Origin of the sequence: Acinetobacter sp. ESBL14, assembly GCF_036668815.1 — a bacterium.
Lineage (GTDB): Bacteria > Pseudomonadota > Gammaproteobacteria > Pseudomonadales > Moraxellaceae > Acinetobacter > Acinetobacter gyllenbergii.
This window is the reverse complement of sequence record NZ_JAZEVS010000001.1, coordinates 1,472,670-1,495,390: the sequence shown is the minus strand read 5'-3', so window position 1 is coordinate 1,495,390 and position 22,721 is coordinate 1,472,670. Positions and strand designations below refer to the sequence as shown.

Below are 22,721 nucleotides of genomic sequence, written 5' to 3'. Positions count from 1 at the left end.
TTACCTTTTTATTTGCGTTGATCGTTCGGCTAACCATGTCGTAAGTGTTGGCCAGAACTCTATTGAACTATTATGACTAGACATTAAACCTAAGTGTCCGCCAGGAATAAGAGTAAACGTGACATCTTGGCTACTTGTCAACTGAGTCAACGGAAATGCAGATTCAGAAGTGACCAGTTGATCACCTTTTCCAGCACCAACAAATAAAGAGCAATTGATTTTTTTCAATTCAATGGTTTTGTTTTTAAGCTGAATCGCGCCGTTTTTTAAAGGATTTTGCAACCAGACATTGAACAGCATATCTTGGTTCACACCACCAGGATAATCAATCATATTGTTTAAGAAGTGGCTCAGGGTTGCATCTTCTTGCACCAGTTTTAGATTATCCAAATTTTTCAGTAGTTGAATGTTGCCATCAATCCAGCCTTTAGGATCTAACAACTTGAATCCAAGCGAGTTTAGGAAGCCTGGTGAATGAATCATTAACTTCGGTAAACGATTATAGATGTAATCTTTAATAGTGGGGTTGCGGTTAGTCAGATAAGCCAAAGTTTTATAAAGTTTGCCAATATAACCCGAAGCATAGCTGTCGATCGGACTACCTAACACCACCAAGTTTTTGACAACACTCGGCTGATGGCGTGCAGTGTAAAGGGTGACGAAAATTCCCGCCATACTCCAGCCATGCAGCGAAATTTTTTCAGATTTGGAGTGTTGTTGAATTGCTTCAATACATTTAGGTATAAAGTTATCAATAAAAGATAGAAAGTTAATTTGGTAGTTTTTATAAGTCAGTTTACCCCAATCAATCAAATAAACATCAAAACCACTGTCTTGAAAATGTTTCACCAAAGAACGATAAGGATATAAATCATAGATATCCATATTAATGGCCAACGGTGCAACGAATACTAACGGTTCTTTATAGCGTTTGTTCTCTGACGCATAGAAACGGACGCGAGTTTGTTTAAATTGAGCAATCACTTGATACGGCGTCGATTGAGACAAAACCAGTTTGTCGGCATCGAAAACACGCATAGCCAGATGTTTAAAATTTATTTTTTGCTGTTCCACAAGCGATTTCATCTTAGAAAGTCTCATCATGAGTCAAGATTGCACGAAGTCTAAGCGATAATTTCATCTTACGCCTTGACCTTAAATACCTTAGGCGCTCAAAATATTGGCACATTTCGACATTATGATCATAAGGCATACAGAACGATGAATCCAAGCGATGATTTAGAATACCAATTAGAAACACTGGCAATTCGCACAGGGCATGATCGTACCTCTGAAGGTGAGCATAGTGAGCCAATCTTTCTAACCTCGTCATTTGTGTGTGAAAGTGCGGCTGATGCTGCTGCCAAATTCTCAGGGCAAATTGCTGGTAATACCTACTCACGTTATACCAATCCAACGGTACAAGCTTTTGAAAAGCGCTTGGCTGTTTTGGATGGCGCAGAACGTGCAGTCGCGACCAGTTCAGGTATGGCTGCAGTACATGCAATGTGTATGGCTTATTTAAAAGCGGGTGACCATGTGATCTGTTCACGCGCGGTATTCGGTTCAATCATCGCTTTATTTGAAAAATATGTTGCCAAATTTGCAGTTGAAGTGACTTTTGTCGATTTAGATGATCTTGAAGGCTGGAAACATGCGATTCGTCCAAATACGCGTATCTTATTTATTGAAACGCCGTCGAATCCATTGGCACAAGTAGGTGATATGCAAGCCATTGCTGATATCGCCCATGCCAATGGCGCTTTGTTTGCGGTCGATAACTGTTTCTGTACGCCAGTATTACAACAACCGATTAAGTTTGGTGCGGATTTAGTCCTTTATTCAGCAACCAAGTATATTGATGGTCAAGGTCGTGCCTTGGGAGGTGCTGTTGTTGGAAAACATGACTTACTTGAAGAAGTAAATGGTGTAATCCGTACTTTGGGTAATTCGATGAGTCCATTCAATGCTTGGATTTTCTTGAAAGGCTTGGAAACACTGAGTATTCGTATGAAAGCACATTGTGAAAGTGCACAAAAATTGGCGGAATGGTTACATCAGCACGAAAAAGTTGAAAAAGTGTATTACGCAGGCTTACCTGATCACCTAGGCCATGCACTTGCGAAAAAACAGCAAAAAGGCTTTGGTGGTGTTGTATCCTTTGTGGTGAAAGGTGAGCGCGAAGGTGCTTGGACCGTGATTGATAACACCCGTTTCTTGTCGATTACCAGTAATCTAGGTGACGTTAAGTCAACAATTACACATCCAGCAACGACCTCGCATGGTAGAATGTCGGCTGAAGCTAAACAAGCTGCAGGAATTGAAGAAGGTTTGATTCGTGTGTCTGTTGGTTTAGAAGACATTGATGATATTATTCGCGACATATCACGCGGTTTAGATTTAATTTAACGAGAGAAACTTATGAACATTAATATGCTCATGCAGCAAGCTCAGCGCATGCAAAAAGATATGGAATCAAATCTTAAAAAAGCCAAAGAAGAGCTTGCAAAAACTGAAGTTCATGCTGAAGCAGGCGGTGGCTTGGTTAAAGTAACCATGACGTGCCGTAATGTGGTTAAGCGTATTGAAATTAGTCCTGACCTGTTGCAAGACGAAGCGGATATGATTGAAGATTTGATTGCTGCGGCAATGAATGATGCCGCGCGTCAAGCAGAAGCCATTTCTGAAGAGAAATTACAAGGTGCGAACACCGGTATGGGCTTACCACCAGGCTTATCTGGCTTATTTTAATAAATCTCTCCCTAAGCTTTCAAATGGAACTTAGGGAGTCTTTTTTTATAAACAATCGAGTTGATTTGTGTTTAGTGAACGATTTGAACAATTAGTTCAAGCATTACGTATATTGCCAAGTGTTGGTCCCAAATCAGCACAACGTATGGCATTACATTTATTAATGAAAAACCGTGAAGGTGCTTTTGCTTTGTCGCATGCCTTACATGAAGCATCGAGCCATATTCACGAATGTCAGATTTGTCATTCATTAACTGAAAATGAAATCTGTGATATCTGTGCTTCCGCAGAGCGTGATGAGCAACTGCTGTGTGTGGTTGAATCACCAGCCGATGTGATGGCGATTGAACAGAGTGGCAGTTTTCGCGGAAAATATCATGTGCTTGGTGGACACCTTTCTCCATTGGATGGTATTGGCCCAGAAGAGATTGGGATTCCTTATCTAATTCAACGTCTGAGTGCGGGTCAGATCCAAGAAGTGATTTTGGCGACCAATGCCACAGTAGAGGGCCAAGCAACAGCACATTATCTGGTTGAAGCGACCAAACATTTACCGATTCACATGACCCGAATTGCACAAGGTGTGCCACAAGGTGGTGAGTTGGAATATGTGGATAGTCATACCTTAAGTCAAGCTGTACATAACCGTATGCGAATGAAATAACGAGGTTCATTCGCATTTTTATATATTTATATTAAATTCATGCTGTTAATTTAAACAAATAATTAAATTTTACATATTGTCTAACATTATCTTAGATCTATTTATTGTGATTTGTGGCACTATTGACGGGCGAAAAGGATTTTCGTTTTTTGATGAATGGAAGAGGAGTAATTTCATGTCTTGCATGTGGAATACCAATTAATTTTTTTGTATTTTTCAGTTGAGCAATGACTGGCATTGGGCAGTTTTATTGCGCATGGTTCTTTATTATTTTACTTGAGCACACATGTTTCAGTTTATCCAACAGCAACAAGATTTAGCTGTTCTCCTCAAGCAGATGGAACAGTGTTCTGTCTACGCCCTTGATACCGAGTTTATTAAGGTCGATACCTTATATCCTAAACTTGGTGTTTGCCAAATCAATTTAAATGGTCAAGTTCTGTTGCTTGATGGTGCAGCATTAGATCTCAGCAATTTTTGGCCAAAGATTTTTGCGGCTCAACAAAATATTTTTCATGCCTGTGGTGAAGATATTGATCTGATCTATCATTATGCCGACCAAAAACCATTAAATAATGTATTCGACACCCAAGTTGCTTTGGCATTTCTCGGACATGGGCTTCAAGTCAGTTATCAAAATGCGCTTAAAACTTGTTTGAATATTGAGATTGAAAAAGATCAGACCCGTTCAGACTGGCTTGCTCGTCCATTGACCCAAGAGCAAATGTGCTATGCGGCAAATGATGTGATCTATTTAAGCAAACTTGCAGATGCGCTGAAAACAGATCTGAAAGCAAAAGGGCTGTATCAATACGTATTGGAAGATTGTCAAAATCTCACCAAAGAGATTGCCTTGGAAACACCACTGGCAGAGCTGTACACCGATATCGGTAATTATCGCCATTCGCGTCGTGAGTTGATGCAGTTACAGCAACTCAGCATTTGGCGAGAACAGATTACCAAGGCTTTGAATCAGCCACGTAGTTTTATTTTGAGAAACTCCACCATGATCGATTTGGTAGAAAAGAATCCTCGCAATAATTTTCAGTTGGCACGAATTAAAGATATTCGTCCGCACATTGTACGCGAACATGGCAAAATGATTCTTGATTTACTCAAGTTCTTACCGCCAGAGGAAGAGTGGCCATTGCGCATGGCTAAGCCGATCAAGAGTAATTCTAAAGAAGTTGCACCTAAAATTGATGCGTTGATTGAAAGTGTAGTTTTAGAAACTGGGATACCGAAAGAAGTATTACTACGTAAGAAATGGATGAATGCCATCTATGAACATGTGGTCTTTCATTTAGATGAGCAGTCTTTACCGAGTTATTTAATGGGTTGGCGCTATGACATTCTGACGCAACCATTGATTGCGTTATTAAAAGAAGATATTGAATATCTTTCCACACAAATGAAAGTGATACGATAAACAGGAAAGAGTGAATCAATGATTCGCTCTTTTTTTATTTTGACGCATTGTTTTGTCTTTTCGTTTTGTACTTGCCATTTAAAGAGCGCAAAACACGACTCCAGCGTTAACAATCCTTAATGTATCCATTTTTATTTTCATGTATGCTGTCTTTGATTGTTAATAGATGTGAGTAAACATGCACTGCGATATTTATAGATCGAGCAAAAAAGATGAAATGTATATGTATATTGCTCGTCCAAATTATCCTGATGACAAGGAACAAGAAAACCCATTTGAAGGTGTTCCAGAAACAGTTCTACAAGCATTCGGCAAAGCCACCTTTGTCATGCATTTAGAGCTTCATAATGAGCGTAAACTTGCACGTGCTAACGTTTTACATGTGTTAGATTCATTAAATACCAAAGGCTTTTTTATTCAGATGCCACCAGAAGGATTAATTAATCCGAATGCGGTAGAACCAGAGGGCTTACGTGGTGCTTGAGACTTTAACAGCGATATGGTCTAACATTCTTTCAGTTCTGGATCAATTTCCAGAAGAAAATGTTGCGATCATTGTTTATGTTACAGGGACACTCATTGCATTGTGGTGCTGGTATCGTTTGATGTCACGCCTACCCAATCCAATTGGTGGCATCCTCTGGATTGTCGCTTTTGCCGTTCTTGCGACTCCAACAATTTCAGAAGGTCCAAACTCGGCCTTAGCACCAGCCATTTTTGGTTTGCTTTTTGGTGTCCTCACCAAAGAACATGTCTTAGTCTGGTCTAACTTATCATTGATTTTATTTGTCATTGGTACGGGGTTACTGATCGGCTTCTGCTGGTCAAAATACACTGCAAATAAAACTGCACGTTCAGTTTAGATACGATGTTAAATATAGAAAAATAAGGTTTTAAAATGTCTGCTGATACACAACACTTCACTGGTACAGATCAATATATTGCAACTGATAGCTTAAAGCTTGCAGTGAAAGCTGCCCGTGCTTTACAGAAACCATTATTGGTGAAAGGCGAGCCTGGTACAGGTAAAACATTACTTGCAGAGCAAGTGGCTGAAAGTTTGGGTTTGAAGCTGATTACTTGGCATATCAAGTCAACCACCAAAGCCCAGCAAGGTCTGTATGAATATGATGCTGTATCACGTTTGCGTGACAGCCAGCTAGGTGATGATCGTGTCTACGACATTAAAAACTATATTAAACCCGGTAAATTGTGGGAAGCATTTACCAGCGAAGAGCGTTGTGTATTGTTGATTGATGAAATCGACAAGGCGGATATTGAATTTCCAAATGACTTATTGCATGAACTCGACAAAATGTCGTTCTATGTTTATGAGACAGGTGAGACCATTACTGCGACACAACGCCCGATCGTGATCATTACCTCGAATAATGAGAAGGAACTGCCAGATGCATTCTTGCGTCGTTGTTTCTTCCATTATATCGAGTTCCCTGATGATGCAACTATGCGTGACATCATTGCAGTACATTTCCCGAATATTTCAAATACCCTAGTCAGTGAAGCACTACAGGTGTTCTTTAAATTACGTGAAGTTCCGAATTTGAAAAAACCACCGTCAACATCAGAACTCATTGATTGGTTAAGCCTGTTGATGGCAGATGATATGCCAGAAGATGTATTGCGTAATCACGATAAATCAAAAGCGATTCCACCCTTATATGGTGCTTTGATTAAGAATGAACAAGATGTGCAATTGCTTGAACGTTTAGCCTTTATGTCACGCCGCTAAGAGTGTTTAAAAATGTTTGTGCGACTGTTTTACACCTTACGCAAATATGGCGTGCCTGTAACAACACGTGAGCTCATTGATCTTAATCAGGCGGTCGCGTCAGGTCTTGTATTTGCAGATCAGGAACAGTTCTATCAATTGGCTAAAACTGTTTTAGTCAAAGATGAGCGCTTTTTTGATAAGTTTGATCGTGCCATGAAAGATTATTTTGATGGCATCGAAACTTTTGATTTAGATGAATTGCTAAAACAAGTTCATAAGCTACCCAAAGACTGGTTTGATCTTGAGCTATTAGAGAAACATCTTACGCCTGAACAACGTGCTGAGCTACAAAAGGCAGGTTCTCTCGAAGAGCTGATGAAAATGCTGGAAGAACGCTTACGTGAACAGCATAAAAAACATCAGGGTGGCAATCGCATGATTGGCACTGGGGGAACTTCACCTTTTGGTGCGTTTGGTGATCATCCAGAAGGTGTTCGTATTGGTGGGCCAGGGCGTAAACGTTCAGCGGTTAAAGTTTGGGAACAACGTAAATACCAAAATCTAGATGATGATCAGGTTTTGGGAACCCGTCAGATGCAAATTGCCTTACGCCGTTTGCGTAAATTTGCCCGCCAAGGCGCTGCTGAAGAGCTCGATGTCGATGGCACCATTCGTGAGACAGCCAAACAAGGGATTTTGGATGTACAGTTGGTCCCTGAGCGTCGTAACCGGATTAAAGTGCTCATGCTGTTTGATGTCGGTGGTTCGATGGATGCATATATCGCTGAGTGTGAAAAGCTATTTAGTGCGGCTAAATCAGAGTTTAAAACCCTCGAATACTTCTACTTCCATAACTGTCTATATGACCATGTGTGGAAGGATAACCATCGCCGTAGTTCAACCCGTATGAATACATGGGATCTATTCCATACTTATGGACGTGATTATCGGGTCATCGTGGTGGGTGATGCCAGTATGGCGCCATATGAACTAAAATCTGCGGGTGGTTCAGTTGAATATATGAATGAAGAGTCGGGCGAAGTGTGGCTTAGACGTTTACGTCAGCACTTTGATAAAACCGCTTGGTTGAACCCTGAAATGGAGGGTTATTGGCATTACACCCAGACCATTAACTGGATTAAAGAAATTTTTGAGAATCACATGTTTCCAATGACCCTAAAAGGTCTTGAGGATATGACACGCTACCTATCGCGTTAAAATTTTATATTAAGACTTTATAAGAACAGGAAAAGACATGGAACATCAAATTAATGGCGTTGCTTTGCCAAATGAAGCAGGTTTCTTTGGCAATTTTGGTGGTCAGTTCATTCCACCACATTTAAAAGAAGCAATGGATGAAATTAATAAGGCCTATGAAGAGATTCGTCATACCGCTGAGTTTCAGGATGAGCTGAATGACTTATTCAAAAACTATGTTGGTCGTCCAAGCCCATTGTTTCATGCCAAGCGTTTGTCTGATCAATTGGGTGGAGCACAGATTTATCTCAAACGCGAAGACCTGAACCATACGGGGGCGCATAAGATTAATCACTGTCTGGGTGAAGCTTTGCTTGCGAAATATATGGGCAAGCGCAAAGTCATTGCCGAGACGGGTGCGGGGCAACACGGCGTGGCTTTGGCAACGGCTTGTGCATTGGTCGGTATCCCATGTGAAATCCACATGGGTCAAGTCGATATTGAAAAAGAACATCCGAATGTCGTGAAGATGAAAATCTTGGGTGCGAAACTGGTTTCAGTGACTCAAGGCACAGCGACCTTAAAAGATGCGGTGGATAGTGCTTTTGAAGAATATTTAAAAGATCCTAAAAACTATATCTATGCGATTGGCTCGGTGGTTGGACCACATCCTTTCCCGAAAATGGTACGGGACTTTCAATCAATTATTGGCAATGAAATCAAAATTCAAGCTAATGAACGCTTTGGACAGAATCCAGATTATGTGGTTGCCTGTGTCGGTGGTGGCTCAAATGCGATTGGTGCATTCACCACATTTTTAAATACGCCAGAAGTTCAATTGGTGGGTGTAGAACCTGCGGGTCATGGCCTAGATACCGACAAACACTCAGCCACTTTGACCTTGGGCAAGCCTGGGCAGATTCATGGTATGGCGTGCTATGTGCTGGAAGATGACAACGGTGAGCCGTTGCCAGTGCATTCGATTGCTTCGGGCTTGGATTATCCGGGTGTTGGGCCACAACATAGTTTCCTGAAAGAGCTTGGTCGTGTGCAATATGAAACGGCGACGGATCAGGAATGTTTGGATGCCTTTATGACACTTTCACGGGTAGAAGGTATTGTCCCAGCTTTGGAAAGTTCGCATGCGGTAGCTTGGGCGTTACGTGAAGCGCCTAAGTTGGATAAAGGTATTAAGATCGTGGTCAATCTTTCTGGACGTGGCGATAAAGACTCGGATTATGTGGCAGAAAAGCTAGGCCTATAAGTTCTTGTTGAATATCTCAAGGTTAATAGACCGCTTCGTGTAGAGAGGCGGTTTTTTTATTGTTAAATCAACCTTAATCCCGTTAGAATAAAGCGTTTTGCAATTAGCACTTTTGGAGACGCCTAAGTGGAGCGACCTACAATCAGCCCTGAACATTTACAAGAGGCGGCTGAAAACCTAGTAACCATTCGAGATTTTGTTCGTTTTGGGGTAACCGCACTTCGTCAATATGACGCACACTTAGGTCAAGGTACTCAAGATTATTTTGCAGAGAGTTCTGCTCTGGTACTGCAAACGCTATCACTTGAATGGAAAGCAGATGCTGAAATTTTGGATGCCAAACTTTTACCAAGCGAAAAAGCAGAATTTTTGAGCTTGTTAGAACGTCGTATCAATGATCGTATTCCTACTTCGTATTTATTGAACTTGGCTTATTTCTTCAATAAGCCGTTCTATGTAGATGAGCGTGTCTTGATTCCACGTTCACCGATTGCTGAGTTAATTGAACAACGTTTTGCGCCATACTGCCTAGATGAAAATGGACGTATGCTGGAAGCATTAAACAATTTGCCTGAAAATAACAATCCAAAAACACCACAACGTATTTTAGATATGTGTACGGGGTCAGGTTGTATTGCGATTGCATTGGCTTATGCTTTTCCAGAATCAGAAGTCGACGCGACTGATATTTCAAAAGAAGCGTTGGAAGTGGCTTCTATCAACACTGAGCATCACGATAAGCAGTACCAAGTTGCGTTGCTTGAATCCGACTTATTCTCAAAAATTCCTGCTGAAAATCAATATGACCTAATCGTCAGTAATCCACCCTATGTGGATGCAGAAGATATGGCTGATTTACCAGAAGAATTCTTGCATGAACCTGAACTTGCACTGGCTGCAGGTCAAGATGGCTTAGATCTAGTCCGCAAGATGTTAGCTCAAGCCGCTGATTATTTAACTGAAGATGGCTTGATCGTGATTGAGGTGGGGAATTCTGAGTGGGCAATGCGTCAGAACTTCAATACAGTTGACTTCCATTGGTTAACTTTCCAAAAAGGCGGTTCTGGTATTTTTGCTTTAACTGCTGAACAATGCCGTCGTTATAAAGAAGTATTTCAGCAATCAGTTCAAAACTAAGGGGTTAAAGCATGGCAGGGAATAGTATTGGGCAACTGTTTCGAGTAACGACTTGTGGTGAGTCACATGGTGCAGGCTTGATGGCGATTGTCGATGGCGTGCCGCCTGGTCTTGAGCTTTGTGAAGCCGATCTGCAAAAAGATTTAGATCGCCGTAAACCGGGAACTTCGAAGTTTGCAACGCAACGTAAAGAACCAGATCAAGTTGAAATTATCTCGGGTGTTTTTGAAGGTAAAACCACAGGAACATCGATTGGTTTATTGATCCGTAATACGGATCAGAAATCAAAAGACTACGGCAATATCGCTCAAACTTTCCGTCCAGGCCATGCGGATTACACTTACACTCAGAAATACGGTTTCCGTGACTATCGTGGTGGCGGTCGTTCGAGCGCCCGTGAAACGGCGATGCGTGTTGCGGCAGGTGCAATTGCTAAGAAATATCTTGCTGAAAAATTTGGTATTGATATTCGTGGACATGTCACACAAATTGGCAATGAAGTCGCTGAAAAACTGGATTGGGCAGAAGTACCAAACAATCCATTTTTCTGCGGTGATGTGGATGCGGTTCCTCGTTTCGAGCAACTCGTAACCGCTTTACGTGAGCAAGGAACCAGTTGTGGCGCTAAGCTAGAAATTCTTGCTGAGAAAGTGCCCGTGGGTTGGGGTGAGCCTGTATTTGATCGTTTAGATGCAGATATTGCCCATGCCATGATGAGTATCAATGCGGTTAAAGGCGTTGAGATTGGTGATGGTTTTGCTGTAGCAGGACAATTTGGCCATGAAACTCGTGATGAACTGACGACAGATGGATTCCTTGCTAATCATGCAGGTGGTATCTTAGGTGGAATCTCAAGCGGTCAAAGCATTCGTGTGGCGATTGCGTTGAAACCAACTGCAAGTATTACCACACCAGGTAAAACCATTACGATTGAGCGAGAAAATACCGATGTATTGACCAAAGGCCGTCATGATCCGTGTGTGGGTGTACGTGCAACACCAATTGCTGAAGCGATGTTGGCGATTGTATTGATGGACCATTTCTTAAGACATCGTGCACAAAATGCAGATGTGATTGCACCATTTAAACCAATCGAACCATAATAAAATATTAAGCCGCACATATAATTTATTATATCTGCGGCTTGTATCACATTTTAAAAAATTTAATTAAATATTAGTTTAATATTCATTTAATCATGATCAAGAAATTATAAAGCTTCAGAAACGATATTATCTGATGTTGCAATATGATACTGATTCCGACCATTACTTTTCGCGATATATAATGCATGATCTGCTTGTGCAATAAATTCTGAAAGACTATCACCCATACTCGGAACCATAGTGGCAACGCCTACACTAATGGTCACATGTTTTGATACATTGCTGCGTGGATGCAGAATTCCGATATTACGTACCAATTCCATCAATCTTTGTACCTGTGTAATTGCTTGATCACGATCTGTCATCGCAAAAAGTAATAAAAACTCTTCGCCTCCATAACGCGCCGCCAGATCACCACTACGTGAGGCAATTGAGCCCAACATAATTGCAATCCGTCGCAAGCATTGATCTCCCTGAATATGTCCTAAGGTATCGTTGTAGAGCTTAAAGAAGTCGATATCAATCATCATGATGGTAATCGGCATCTCATGGCGAGTTGCACGTTTCCATTCATTCTCAAGTACTTCATCCAGATAGCGCCGGTTGGCGAGACCTGTTAAAGCATCTTGCTGGGATAAAATAGACAACTGTTGTGCTTGTCGCATGAGCTCCAAACGATTGAGCTCAATCATACAGTTCTGTAGATAGTTCTCACGATGCTGTCGGTCAGTGGCATAAGCAAGAGCCATACCCAGAAAACTGCTGAAGGTATAGGTTCGGTTTAAGAAGGTCCAATCAATCGCACCACTGAGCCAAGTACTGGCTGCAATACCAATCAAACCACCAACCCAGCCCGCAATGATCGCGGTATAGAAGCGCATTCCAACAAAGCCGTAGATGATCACTACGGCATACATCATGGCAGCATGGAACAAGACATTGTTCTGACCTTGCTCCAATACGTTAATGATGGTGAAAGAAATTGCCACAGCACCCGTTGAACCAATACACACGTAGTGATCAAACCACTTGTTCATGATGGGCAGGAACGAGAGTAACCATGCCAATGTAATGATGATACCTACCCAACCGTAGGTTGCCATCCAAGTAATACGTAGGTCTATAGGCAAGACCTGATAGATACCGAAGCTTAGAAATAGATATAAACCTAAAATAATAGGGGCGCGATAGCGGAACTCATGCGCAGCCTCATTTCTATACTGATCTCGATAGATCACTTCTAATTCTTTAGGAAACCAAACTAAATTTAGCCCGCGAGAAATTAACAAGTCGATTTGTTCTTGTCCCAAAATATTGGAAGCTTTCAACTTCATCTTATCTCTCACCACTCCCAAAATGTTCTTATAAATGTCAAAATAGGGATTATTTTTTTACTACGTTACACTGATTTAAATAGAATGTGTATTAGATTATAAAAAAATATTAATTTTTATATAAGAGCCATTGCCTAATATAATGATTCAAGTTTAAATTAGATTCAAGAAATAAAAACTGTTACAAACTAAATCACAAACGATTGTATCTTTACGGTATTAGGATACAATTTATAAAAAAGCAGCAATCATGGTACATGGTTGGATTAAGTCATACGAAATAGGATGCATCGCAATGACTGCTATGAATCAATATGGAACAAAATTAGAAATTACACCTCATTCGGGTTGGGCTCAACGATTCTGGGAAGAATTATTACCCTCAAAAGAGCGGGTCAGCAAACATCCGTTATTCTTAGATATGGCCAATGGTTGTTTAAGTCTTGAATGTTTTCGTTCAGCCTTATTGAACTTCTATCCTTTGGTTGCACATTTTCCTTCTTATATGGCAGGGTCTTTGGCCAAAGCAACTGCTTTTTCACTTGATGGCGTGACTGAAACCAGAGATTGGTTGATTCAAAACATCAAGGTAGAAGAGCGACATTTAAACTGGTATCAGGACTGGGCGGGGGGCTTTGGTCTGACAGTTGAAATGTTGAATAATGTGAAGCCACCTGTTGCGATGAATGCGGTTAATCACTTTCTTTGGGATGTTAATTTTCGCGGAAGTTTGGCTGAAAGTATTGCAGCAACTAATCTTGCGATTGAATGGGCCACAGGGGATTGGACGATTCAAGTGTACAAAGGGATTCAAACCTATACGCAACATCCTGAAGTAAACATCAATAAGCGTTCTTTAGCATGGTTAAGAGCACATGCACATTATGATGATTTACATCCTTATGAAGCGATGGAGCTGATTAAGCGCTTATGTGATAAAGACCCTGAGCAGCAAAGAAAAGCATTCTTGGCCGCAAAAGAAGGTTTGGAATATTATGAACTTGCCTTAGATGAATGCTATAAGTTACAGCATAAGAACTGAACGCTTGAGTATTCAGTTTGGACAAAAGCTGATTCATACTGAAAAACAAAAACCTCCTCGGTTATACTCAAATCCGAGGAGGTGAAAGTCATTATACAGTGTTAATCCTTAAACCATTGCAGGGTCACTCACAGAATCTTCACCTGTTTCAACTCGTCCAGCAAAACGACGATAGAACTTGGCTTCCTGTGTACAGGTCACAGCGAAGTCATACCATTGACCTGTCTCATCCAAATCCCAGTGCTGGGTGAAGCTTTGTCCTGCTTTCACGGTTACTTTCAGTGGAGCATCCGTGCGATAAACCACGGGGCTAATCACCAATTCAATATCCTTCGTCCCTGAGTTTTTGAGGTCGACATATACATTGCCATTGGCAATATCATAGCAAACACGAATCTCAGCATTGATTTGCAGATCTTGATTACGATTCAGATCACCCTTGAAATGTCGATGAAAACCATTCGGCCCCATCACCCAGAGATCATATAAGCCTTGATTGTCTTTTTGCACATTCCATACATCATCTAGGCTTTTTCCGGCTTCGACAATGTAACGGCGCGGAACTCGACTTAAATTTAATTTGTCATAGACATGAAAGACAGCACCTTGTGTTCCTGTATTTGAGAACAACAGCTTGACAGTCCCATCATTTTGGCAACGTGCACTGGTATGTAGTTCATAAGGCAGTGCTTTAGAACGACGGATACCACTGGCTTGGATTGGCATTTGCAAATTGCTTGGAATAGGCACATTGGGTAATTGTTGTTGTGCATGACGAAGTTGATCGGCTTGTTCACGGGTTTGTTTGCCATTTAGTGTTGGTAGTGCATCTTCATTGGGGGTTTTAAAGTTAAATGCAGAAGTGAGATCTCCACAAATTGCACGACGATAAGGACTGATATTGCTTTCTTTAACGCCAAAACGTTTTTCAAGGAACATCAACACTGAGGTATGGTCAAATACTTGAGAGTTAACAATCCCCCCACGACTCCAAGGTGAAATTACAAAGAGTGGAACACGAGGGCCAGGGCCATAAACACCATTGTCTTTTTGGGGTTGGCTGGTACTGCCTAGTGGTGCGTCATGTACATAATATTCATGGCGCATATCTGCTTGGCTGAGCGTTGATTTACCTGCATAAGTATTATCCGCTTGCAATGTCGGTGCTGATGGTGATGGAACATGGTCAAAATAACCATCATTTTCATCAAAATTGATCAGGAATACGGTTTTGCTCCACACCTCAGGGACGGCTGTTAAGGCATCCAGTATTTCCTGAATAAACCAAGAGCCTTGTACTGGGCTAGATGGGCCAGGATGTTCACAGTAAATGGAAGGGGCATTGATCCAAGACACCTGTGGCAATTTTCCAGTTTTGATATCATTTTTAAATGCATCTAAAAATTCTTCTGGTTTATTGCCGGGTAAAGTATTGGCAACGCCTTTATAAAGTGGATTTTTAGCATTGTCTGTTGTTGCATCATAAGCTTTGTATGGCAGTGTTTGTGCAGCCTTGTTATAAGGACTATTGGGTGCACCACCACTCGAAACAGGAAAACCAGAATCGATATTGGCCTTTCTAAACGTGCGGAATGCACCTAACATGTTATCGCCCCATTCATCAGGCATATTTTGATAACAAATCCAGTTGATTCCCGCTTCTTCTAGACGTTCCGCATAGGTTTTCCATGTATAACCGACATCAACCGTTTTCGGATCGCCATCAATCCAGTCCCATTCATTATTGACAAATGCGGTACTGGTTGGCACTGCACCATTGGTGCCTGTGAGATGAAATGAGCGATTGGCGTCTGTGCCTGTATGCATAGAACAATGATATGCATCACAAATGGTAAACGCATTGGCTAAAGCGAATTGGTAAGGAATTTCCTGTTCCTTGAAATAACCCATCGCATAGTCTGTTTTATAGGTTGGCCAGTTAGACATACGGCCATTATCCCATGCTTTTTGGCTATCTATCCAAGTATGGTTGGTGCCGGGCGCACGTTGCGCATTATTACTAGAACCATCTAAATGAAAGGGGGTTAATAACGCGCCATTACTACGTTGTTGTTGCCAAACTGTACGACCATTGAGTAAAGGAATGGTCAGGCGATCAGCAAAACCACGTACACCTTTTAAAGTTCCAAAATAATGGTCAAATGAGCGGTTTTCCTGCATGAGGATCACCACATGCTCAACATCTTGGATGGTTCCTGTTTTATTGTTGGCTGGAATTGCTAACGCTTTTTGAATACTTGCTGGAAAAGTTGTTAAAGCGGCAGCACCAAAACCTGTTTTAAGTGTGTTTGCTAAAAATTGACGACGATTAATCACGCGATTTCCTCTTATTATTCTTTATGTTTATGGCGCACAGCGCATGACTGGTTTTTTGGCATCATCAGGTTTCGCTGCGGCCTGATCGTTATTTGAATCATTACACGCGGTGAGTGCCAATAGCATGGGAACAACATAAAGACATGAGAGCCATCGTTTCATCTTTTTCAACATCTGCTTCATCCATATTAAAGATGTCAACACACTAGACAGCGCTTATGACAGCACCGTTTCATTTATATGAAGATTCATATAAAAATGAGAGAAAAAGCAAGATTGACCAAAAGAGAGCTAGACTATTTCAGGAAGATTTGGATCTCATATCATGTAGAAATGGTATAGGTTTTTTATTAATTAATTGATATTTATCATTTATCTTTGAAGTGACTTTGAAGATGGAAACAACGAATGTCTCAGTGCAGCAATGTCATTAAGCAACCATTCTGAATATATGTCTTTATATAATATATTTTTCCTTTTAATTTTTAGATTTCAGTCACTATTTACAATAAAAATATGCATGGATAGACACTATTTCATGTCGCAATTGTTAATTTTTAGACAGACTCCTCTAGTATAATCGTGCAGATTTTAAGCAATTTTAAAATCAAATAAAGGAGATAAAAATGAAAAAATACACAATTTTACTCCACGACCTAGTGATTTCAAAATAGATGTTAATGGTTTTGTAAAGAATGGAAGCGATCCTTATGCACGAGGGGTGTCATTATTTGATAATTCTAGTAGTCTAATTTCAAAGGGAATGACCCCACATAAGGTTGATCCGAAGACTCTTCCAGTAGGATTAGGAATTTTTCAAAGAGGTTCAGATCCAAAACATTTTGAAATTCTTCCTACTCCTGGAACTTTTTTAACTCCTCAGCAATATATGTATTTGTGTTCTCAAATGAAATGTGTGAGATGAAACTAATGGAAAACTATACTATTAACTCACCTGATGATTTTCAGGATTATGATTGGGAATATGAAGCTAAAGGATGCTTAGAAATTGATGTCACAATTTTTGAAGATTCTTATATTTTTAATTTTTATGATATGAGAAGAATCTATAGTGTGGAGAATGCTAACTATTTTGGCAGCAATTGTTTCTATGATAAAAATTTAGTTCTGTTGTCAAGTGTTAATTTGAATAATATTAAGGAGTTCTTGAATCAAATTGTGGAAAGAAATGAATTATCATATTTTATTAAAAATTAATTAATCAACACATTATTTAAGCCGATGTTTTGTCTCGTTCGATCATTGTAGGGTGGAATGCCAAACAGGTTAATCTTTAATATTTCGTAAAAACCCTGACCAATTATTCATTCGTGAGTAATTGGTTTTATTTTTCCAATAAGATAAGAAGGGAGGATCAGCTACTGAGCTAAGAAAGACCTTGGCAGTAATGCTCAGAGATTTTCATGCTTTGAAAGAGTCTGATCCCATTGATTTCTTCTATATTACTGTTCTTATAACGGATTCATTCTATCGTCAAAATTTTCCAGTAGTGGAAATACTAAGGGCTGTAGATTATCTATATTTTGCAAATACTGCTCAAAATCAATCACAATCTTCTGTCTATCTTCCTGACTGATATAAGGGACATGGTAGGCAACAAATGGAGGGAGAACGTCAAAACCAACATAGGCAAGCGTACCGCGTTGCAACGATGATAAATAATGCTCCAAAGGCCCATGTACAGAACCTTCACCAAACATATGATCACGCCCACCGAGTGTTAAACACAGCATGGCCTTTTTACCACGCATACCGCCATGATTATAAAAACGTTTACCACCGTAGAATAAGCCAGATACGAATACACGATCAATCCAACCTTTCAAGATGGCAGGTACAGAAGTCCAATACAAAGGAAAGCTAAAAATAACCAGATCAGCACGTTGAACTTTTTCGATTTCAGTTTGGATATCGGGTGCCAAGTGTTGCTGTTTAAAGGCATGACGTTGCTCAAGTGCATAATTAAAATAATCGGGTTGACTCAAACTCTCAAAATCCTGCTTTGAGGCAACAGGATTAAAATTCATGGCATAGAGATCAGAAACTTCGACACTATGACCTTGCTGTTCAAAAGTATGTTGTGCCGTATTTTTCAGTGCTGTAGTGAATGACAATGGTTCTGGATGCGCATGTACAATCAAAATATGCATGATTTAATCCCTTATCGCGGTGAATTTTCAGATCGTTCTACTATGCTTAAATGAAGAAAGGTGTCATAGTTCATTAACCGCCAATATTTACCATTTCACGCCAATTTATTCTTCAATCATGGAGCGAAAATGAATCCAGAATTACCCGGAAGTTATGTCAATCTTTTGGTTGATCTTATACAAAAGAGGGGGATTTCTTCAGAACAGCTCTTGGCAGGTACAGGAATTTCTAAGCAGACGTTAACAGCACCATTTTGGTATGTCGACTTTAATATTTTTAATCATTTATTAGAACGGGCAGCATTATTGACAAATGAAGCTGCAATTAGTTTATATCTAGCCGAAGACATGAAAGTCTCTTGTTATGGGCATGTGGGGATTGCGGCAACGGCTTCTGAAACACTGGGAGAGGCGATTGCTGTACTAGAGCAATTTATTGGCTTACATTGTTCTGTATTTAAACCCAAACTGAAGATAGATGGAGAGATGGCGTATTTAGACTTTGATCAGCCATCACCAAAGTTTAAGCTGAATCGACATGGTATGATGTTTTTGATTCTAGGCTTTTCACAAATTTTGGAAAACTTGGCTCAAGACAAACTTGGAATCTGTTTTCAGTTCCAGCAAGATAAACCTGATTTTTATAAAAACACTCAAAAATTTAATGAAATGAATATGCACTTTAATGGAGAGAAGGATTGCCTGATCTTTAACAAAGCGGTGTTATCACTTCCCTTAAAGAGTGCAGATGCGCTATTAGCACGTCTCAGCAAGCAACAATGTGAACAAGATGCTCATAAACTTGCGCTGAAAAGGGATCAAAAAGACCGTTTAGATTCGCAGGTCAAAGCGTTACTCTATGACGAACATCAGGGTTTCTTATCATTAAAACAGGTTGCGACAAAACTCCACCTTTCCGAACGCACTTTACAGCGCCAATTAAGCCGTAAACAAACTTCTTTTCAAGTTCTTGTCGCTGAAGTACGTCGTAAACAAGCCGAATGTTTATTAAAACAGCCTAAACTCACGATTGAACAGATTGCAGAACGTTTGGGCTATGCCGATATTTCTCATTTTTCACGGGCATTTAAGAAGTGGACCAATGTTACACCTAAGTTTTATCGTGAAGTCAGCATTGGTCATTCTTCGTTTTAAGGCTTAGCTCCACCAATAGCGTAGGATATGGAAGAAGATTGGCGCAGAGAAACAAATAGAGTCGATACGATCTAACATACCGCCATGGCCTTGAATGAGCTGTCCCCAATCTTTTACGCCACGGTCACGTTTGATGGCAGACATCACCAGTCCACCAAAGAAACCAAAAATACAGACAATCAAACCAATCAACGCTGCTTGCCAGTAAGTAAATGGGGTCAATGCTGACATCAACACACCCAGTGCGGTTGCCAAAATGACGCCACCTAGCAGTCCTTCAACTGTTTTTGAAGGGGATAAGGTTGGTGCAACTTTATGTTTACCGAACAACTTACCGCATACATATTGCAGTACATCTGAGGCTTGAACCACCATAATCAGCCAAATTGCTAACCAAATTTTTTCCCCTTTAAATTGAGGTAAATCTAGGTTTAACAGGGCTGGAACATGTGAGATACAGAATACGCTCACCATTAAACCCCATTGGATTTTGGCGCTGCGTTCCAAAAAGTGTGTGGTATCTTCTAGCTTTAAACTGGCAATTGGAATCAGTAAGAATACATACAACGGAATGAAAATCGAAAATAGTCCGTACCAGTTGGTATAGACCAAATAATATTGATAGGGAATAACAAAGTAGAACGCGATCAGCAAAGGCAGATAGTCGCCACGACGTGTTGGTAATAAACTAATAAATTCGCGTAGTGCAAAAAACGAAATAAGGCCGAATAGCACAATAAAAGCAGTTTTTCCCAATAGAATGGCGGCTGCCAAGACAATCAGCATGATCCACCAAGCATTGATACGGGCATTTAAGTTATCAATCACTGGGGAAGGGGTAATGCCTGCTTTCTGTTTGAGGATAAAGCCAATACTTGAGGCGATAATCAAAATCACGGCAAAGATGCCAAACAATAAATACGTTTGTTGTAAGTTGTCTAAACTCATTGATTCTCGGCCTCTTTTAATTTTAATAATTGCTGCTGAGCATGTTGTAAAAACTGTTCTTTATCTGCGAATTGATCTAAAACTAAGGGCTCACCAAAAATAACAGTAGAAAGTAGTGGTAAAGGAATAAATGCACCTTTGGGCATTACCCGTTTTAAGTTTGAAATCCAAACGGGAACAACTTCAACATCGGGGAATTGTTGACTGAGGTGAAACAGTCCACTTTTGAACTCAAGGAGTTCAACATCATCATTTAAGTTACGGGTTCCTTCAGGGAAGAAAATAATGGAATAGCCTTCCGCCAAAACATCTTTAACCGGTTGTAAGGGATCTTGTTGATCGCTACGATTGCGTTGAATGGTGACACCCGAAAAAGTGTCTTGAATCAAAAAACGCCTAAATCCATCTTTCAGCCAATAATCAGACGCTGCGATTGGGCGAGTTTGTCTGCGTATATGAATGGGTAAGGAAGACCATAATAAAATGAAATCGATATGACTATTATGGTTGGCATAGTAGATACGCTGCTTAAGTTCTGGTTCACAGCCGACCCATAAACTTCTTGCACCCGTTAATAACCGTGCCCCACGACGGGTAAGGAAAGCAATAAAACGTGCAATTGATTGCGTAATTATATTTTTCTTCATTCAACTTTCATCTATGCGCTAATTTATAAAACAGTATGATGAATACAGCATATTGTACCAACACGATTGCAATTTGTATTTTGAGTAATTTCAAACATCCCTTGAAGCGTTCAGACCATTCACGGCCAGTTTTATTCGCAGGGATCAATTTCAAATTTAACAGTGATTGATCGAGTTGTTGGGTAAGACGGTCTATATCCTCTGGTTGGTCCACCATATACTGTAACAGACCACGATCAAACTCAATTCGAATAAATAAATAATGATGAATCGCCAATAGTCCACTTACGAGTAAAAGTGGAATCAAGATTGGTATGCTTGAAAATAAAAATAGGCTCACAACTGACAAAACAAAGACCAAATAGCCGGACTTTAAAATACTCTGACTCTGTTTTAACAGGCGTGTTACTACAACAAAATTCATTTTCATTGTGGTATCTCCTGAGTAAGCAGCACTTGAAATTTTTTAATTTCAGCAATATGCGTCTCACTCAAAACAATCCAAGGGCGAGATTGTTGGATTAAGGCAATGGCGTCTTCAACGCTAGTCGCGTGATTCTGCTGTAATAACCATGCAATCAATATGCTACAGCTACGCGAGTAACCAAGCGCACAGAAAATTAGTATTTTTTGCTGTTTATGGCTGTCTATTACAGGTTGAATAAAATCATCGAATGCTGCTGCGGCAACCAATAATTGCTGACTTTGGACAGGGATTAAATCAAGTGTGCTAAATTTTTCATAGTGTTGCACCTGTTGATTTACCGCTAACTCGGCACAGCAATCAAATAAGGCATTGTATTGTTTACTATGTTCAGCAGATGGAATACGACCCAGATAGAGATCCACGCCGTTTAAGTTCAGAATCAGGGAGTCTTCAGGGTGTCGATAAGTCCATAATCGACTATTTAGCCTTGCCACTAGAAAATAAGGAGCAAACAGTAAGTATGCAGCAACCGTCATTCGGCCATTCTGCTGTTTTTGAAAAAAGTGTGGTCGAACCGTGAAATAAGCCAATGCAACTAGCAATAGACTGATGGTTGGATATAACATCCATAACCAAGGACCTTTAAATAAAAATACAGGTATCAGACACAGTAAGGCGCCTATCAGATAAAAACAGCCTAATTTTAAATGTTTGTATGTACGTTGTTGTAATGGATCTTTTTGATAAGGTGCTTTCACTGTAAGTGGAAATAGCCATAAACATAGCGCACCTGCCAGTAAACCCAATGGAATATCAATAAAATGATGCTGCCATGTGGTTAAAACAGAGAGCCCGATCAGAAATGACCAAACATGAACCAACCAACGGTAGCTTGGCTTGATGTGTCGACGATAAAAATCCCACAAAATCACCAAAAGCACGATATGTAAGGAGGGTGCTTGGTTAAAGGGTTTATCAAAACCCATGAGCACATCAAACCAAAGTCCAAAGAACCCATCTAACTCGGCTCGTTGAAAACTAAACTTGAGCGGATAGATGATAAAGCAGCTGATGGAAATAAGTTGGGCAAAAAACAGCCTAAGTGAATGTTGTTTTAATTCAAATTTATTCCAACATAATAGCAAAGATAAACCATAGAAAAGATCAATCGACCAATAAGGTACAATAGTCCATGCCCAAAGTGGAATGTGATGTTCCCAAGCGAAAACGATACTTGGAACATGAGCTAAACTCGATGCGTACTGATTTGCAAAACCATAGGTTAAAAAGAAAAAAGGGGCTAAAAAGACTAAACAGAGTAGCCCCCATTTCCATGTACCTGGTTGACGATCTAAGATATTATTTTGCATAAAAGGTCTT

The 22,721-nt window shown here is 40.2% G+C and carries 23 protein-coding genes; 14 read left to right on the top strand and 9 right to left on the bottom strand.

Going from position 1 to position 22,721, the window contains the following annotated elements; genetic code table 11:
* Entirely contained in the window at positions 1–1,086 is a 1,086-nt protein-coding gene (locus V6E90_RS07375; protein WP_016540185.1) for an alpha/beta fold hydrolase, read from the bottom strand.
* Positions 1,087–1,221: 135 nt separating this feature from the next.
* Between V6E90_RS07375 and V6E90_RS07370 the strand changes: the two genes are divergently transcribed.
* From V6E90_RS07370 to aroC, 11 genes are all read left to right on the top strand, one after another.
* The gene (locus V6E90_RS07370) at positions 1,222–2,409 is read left to right on the top strand and encodes an O-succinylhomoserine sulfhydrylase (protein WP_332604973.1); all 1,188 of its coding nucleotides are present in this window, start codon (positions 1,222–1,224) and stop codon (positions 2,407–2,409) included.
* 12 nt (positions 2,410–2,421) lie between these two features.
* Positions 2,422–2,751, top strand: coding sequence for a YbaB/EbfC family nucleoid-associated protein (locus V6E90_RS07365; RefSeq protein ID WP_016163647.1), 330 nt, complete (start codon positions 2,422–2,424; stop codon positions 2,749–2,751).
* A 67-nt stretch (positions 2,752–2,818) separates the two neighbouring features.
* A complete protein-coding gene (gene recR / locus V6E90_RS07360) occupies positions 2,819–3,415 on the top strand; it encodes a recombination mediator RecR (protein WP_016540182.1) in 597 nt (198 codons plus the stop codon).
* A gap of 286 nt (positions 3,416–3,701) precedes the next feature.
* On the top strand, positions 3,702–4,844 hold the full coding sequence (locus tag V6E90_RS07355; RefSeq protein ID WP_332604972.1) for a ribonuclease D: 1,143 nt from the start codon (positions 3,702–3,704) through the stop codon (positions 4,842–4,844).
* A 178-nt stretch (positions 4,845–5,022) separates the two neighbouring features.
* Positions 5,023–5,328, top strand: a complete 306-nt coding sequence (locus V6E90_RS07350; RefSeq protein ID WP_004653415.1) for a YcgL domain-containing protein — start codon at positions 5,023–5,025, stop codon at positions 5,326–5,328.
* Positions 5,321–5,707, top strand: a complete 387-nt coding sequence (locus tag V6E90_RS07345) for a hypothetical protein (protein ID WP_032859243.1) — start codon at positions 5,321–5,323, stop codon at positions 5,705–5,707. The genes V6E90_RS07350 and V6E90_RS07345 overlap by 8 nt, the downstream gene beginning before the upstream one ends.
* Positions 5,708–5,742: 35 nt before the next feature.
* Entirely contained in the window at positions 5,743–6,594 is an 852-nt protein-coding gene (locus V6E90_RS07340) for an AAA family ATPase (RefSeq protein WP_005203533.1), read from the top strand.
* A 12-nt stretch (positions 6,595–6,606) separates the two neighbouring features.
* Entirely contained in the window at positions 6,607–7,794 is a 1,188-nt protein-coding gene (locus V6E90_RS07335) for a vWA domain-containing protein (protein WP_004653418.1), read from the top strand.
* Positions 7,795–7,831: 37 nt separating this feature from the next.
* Positions 7,832–9,037 carry a tryptophan synthase subunit beta gene (gene trpB, locus V6E90_RS07330; RefSeq protein WP_332604971.1) on the top strand — a complete coding sequence of 402 codons (1,206 nt, stop codon included), beginning with the start codon at positions 7,832–7,834 and terminating at the stop codon, positions 9,035–9,037.
* Positions 9,038–9,163: 126 nt separating this feature from the next.
* Positions 9,164–10,174, top strand: coding sequence for a 50S ribosomal protein L3 N(5)-glutamine methyltransferase (gene prmB / locus V6E90_RS07325; protein WP_005203538.1), 1,011 nt, complete (start codon positions 9,164–9,166; stop codon positions 10,172–10,174).
* Positions 10,175–10,185: 11 nt separating this feature from the next.
* Positions 10,186–11,277 (top strand): chorismate synthase, encoded by a 1,092-nt coding sequence (gene aroC, locus V6E90_RS07320; RefSeq protein WP_332604970.1) that lies wholly within the window; start codon positions 10,186–10,188, stop codon positions 11,275–11,277.
* A gap of 107 nt (positions 11,278–11,384) precedes the next feature.
* Here aroC and V6E90_RS07315 read toward each other — a convergent pair whose 3' ends face one another.
* The gene (locus V6E90_RS07315) at positions 11,385–12,614 is read right to left on the bottom strand and encodes a GGDEF domain-containing protein (RefSeq protein WP_016540173.1); all 1,230 of its coding nucleotides are present in this window, start codon (positions 12,612–12,614) and stop codon (positions 11,385–11,387) included.
* 295 nt (positions 12,615–12,909) lie between these two features.
* On the opposite strand from V6E90_RS07315, the gene V6E90_RS07310 reads away from it, so the two are divergent.
* Positions 12,910–13,656 (top strand): TenA family transcriptional regulator, encoded by a 747-nt coding sequence (locus tag V6E90_RS07310; protein WP_016540172.1) that lies wholly within the window; start codon positions 12,910–12,912, stop codon positions 13,654–13,656.
* A 108-nt stretch (positions 13,657–13,764) separates the two neighbouring features.
* On the opposite strand, the gene V6E90_RS07305 is transcribed toward V6E90_RS07310, so the two are convergent.
* Together V6E90_RS07305 and V6E90_RS07300 are read right to left on the bottom strand one after the other, a co-directional pair.
* Complete coding sequence (locus tag V6E90_RS07305; protein ID WP_332604967.1) at positions 13,765–15,993, bottom strand: phosphocholine-specific phospholipase C; 2,229 nt, start codon at positions 15,991–15,993, stop codon at positions 13,765–13,767.
* Positions 15,994–16,020: 27 nt separating this feature from the next.
* Positions 16,021–16,167, bottom strand: a complete 147-nt coding sequence (locus V6E90_RS07300) for a hypothetical protein (protein WP_023269835.1) — start codon at positions 16,165–16,167, stop codon at positions 16,021–16,023.
* 756 nt (positions 16,168–16,923) lie between these two features.
* Between V6E90_RS07300 and V6E90_RS07295 the strand changes: the two genes are divergently transcribed.
* On the top strand, positions 16,924–17,211 hold the full coding sequence (locus tag V6E90_RS07295) for a hypothetical protein (RefSeq protein ID WP_016660247.1): 288 nt from the start codon (positions 16,924–16,926) through the stop codon (positions 17,209–17,211).
* A 254-nt stretch (positions 17,212–17,465) separates the two neighbouring features.
* Here V6E90_RS07295 and V6E90_RS07290 read toward each other — a convergent pair whose 3' ends face one another.
* Positions 17,466–18,164, bottom strand: coding sequence for an NAD(P)H-dependent oxidoreductase (locus V6E90_RS07290; RefSeq protein WP_332604966.1), 699 nt, complete (start codon positions 18,162–18,164; stop codon positions 17,466–17,468).
* A 129-nt stretch (positions 18,165–18,293) separates the two neighbouring features.
* Between V6E90_RS07290 and V6E90_RS07285 the strand changes: the two genes are divergently transcribed.
* The gene (locus tag V6E90_RS07285; RefSeq protein WP_332604965.1) at positions 18,294–19,319 is read left to right on the top strand and encodes an AraC family transcriptional regulator; all 1,026 of its coding nucleotides are present in this window, start codon (positions 18,294–18,296) and stop codon (positions 19,317–19,319) included.
* 3 nt (positions 19,320–19,322) lie between these two features.
* Here the strand turns inward: V6E90_RS07285 and V6E90_RS07280 are convergent, their stop codons facing one another.
* From V6E90_RS07280 to V6E90_RS07265, 4 genes are read right to left on the bottom strand one after another with little or no spacing between them, the layout of a single operon-like run.
* On the bottom strand, positions 19,323–20,267 hold the full coding sequence (locus V6E90_RS07280) for a phosphatidate cytidylyltransferase (RefSeq protein ID WP_278491700.1): 945 nt from the start codon (positions 20,265–20,267) through the stop codon (positions 19,323–19,325).
* Positions 20,264–20,914: a lysophospholipid acyltransferase family protein gene (locus V6E90_RS07275; RefSeq protein ID WP_332604964.1), complete on the bottom strand. Its 651-nt coding sequence runs from the start codon at positions 20,912–20,914 to the stop codon at positions 20,264–20,266. Before V6E90_RS07275 ends, V6E90_RS07280 begins: the two co-directional genes overlap by 4 nt.
* Positions 20,915–20,921: 7 nt before the next feature.
* Complete coding sequence (locus V6E90_RS07270) at positions 20,922–21,344, bottom strand: hypothetical protein (protein WP_016540165.1); 423 nt, start codon at positions 21,342–21,344, stop codon at positions 20,922–20,924.
* Complete coding sequence (locus V6E90_RS07265) at positions 21,341–22,711, bottom strand: phosphatase PAP2/dual specificity phosphatase family protein (protein WP_332604963.1); 1,371 nt, start codon at positions 22,709–22,711, stop codon at positions 21,341–21,343. Before V6E90_RS07265 ends, V6E90_RS07270 begins: the two co-directional genes overlap by 4 nt.
* Positions 22,712–22,721: the final 10 nt, after the last annotated feature.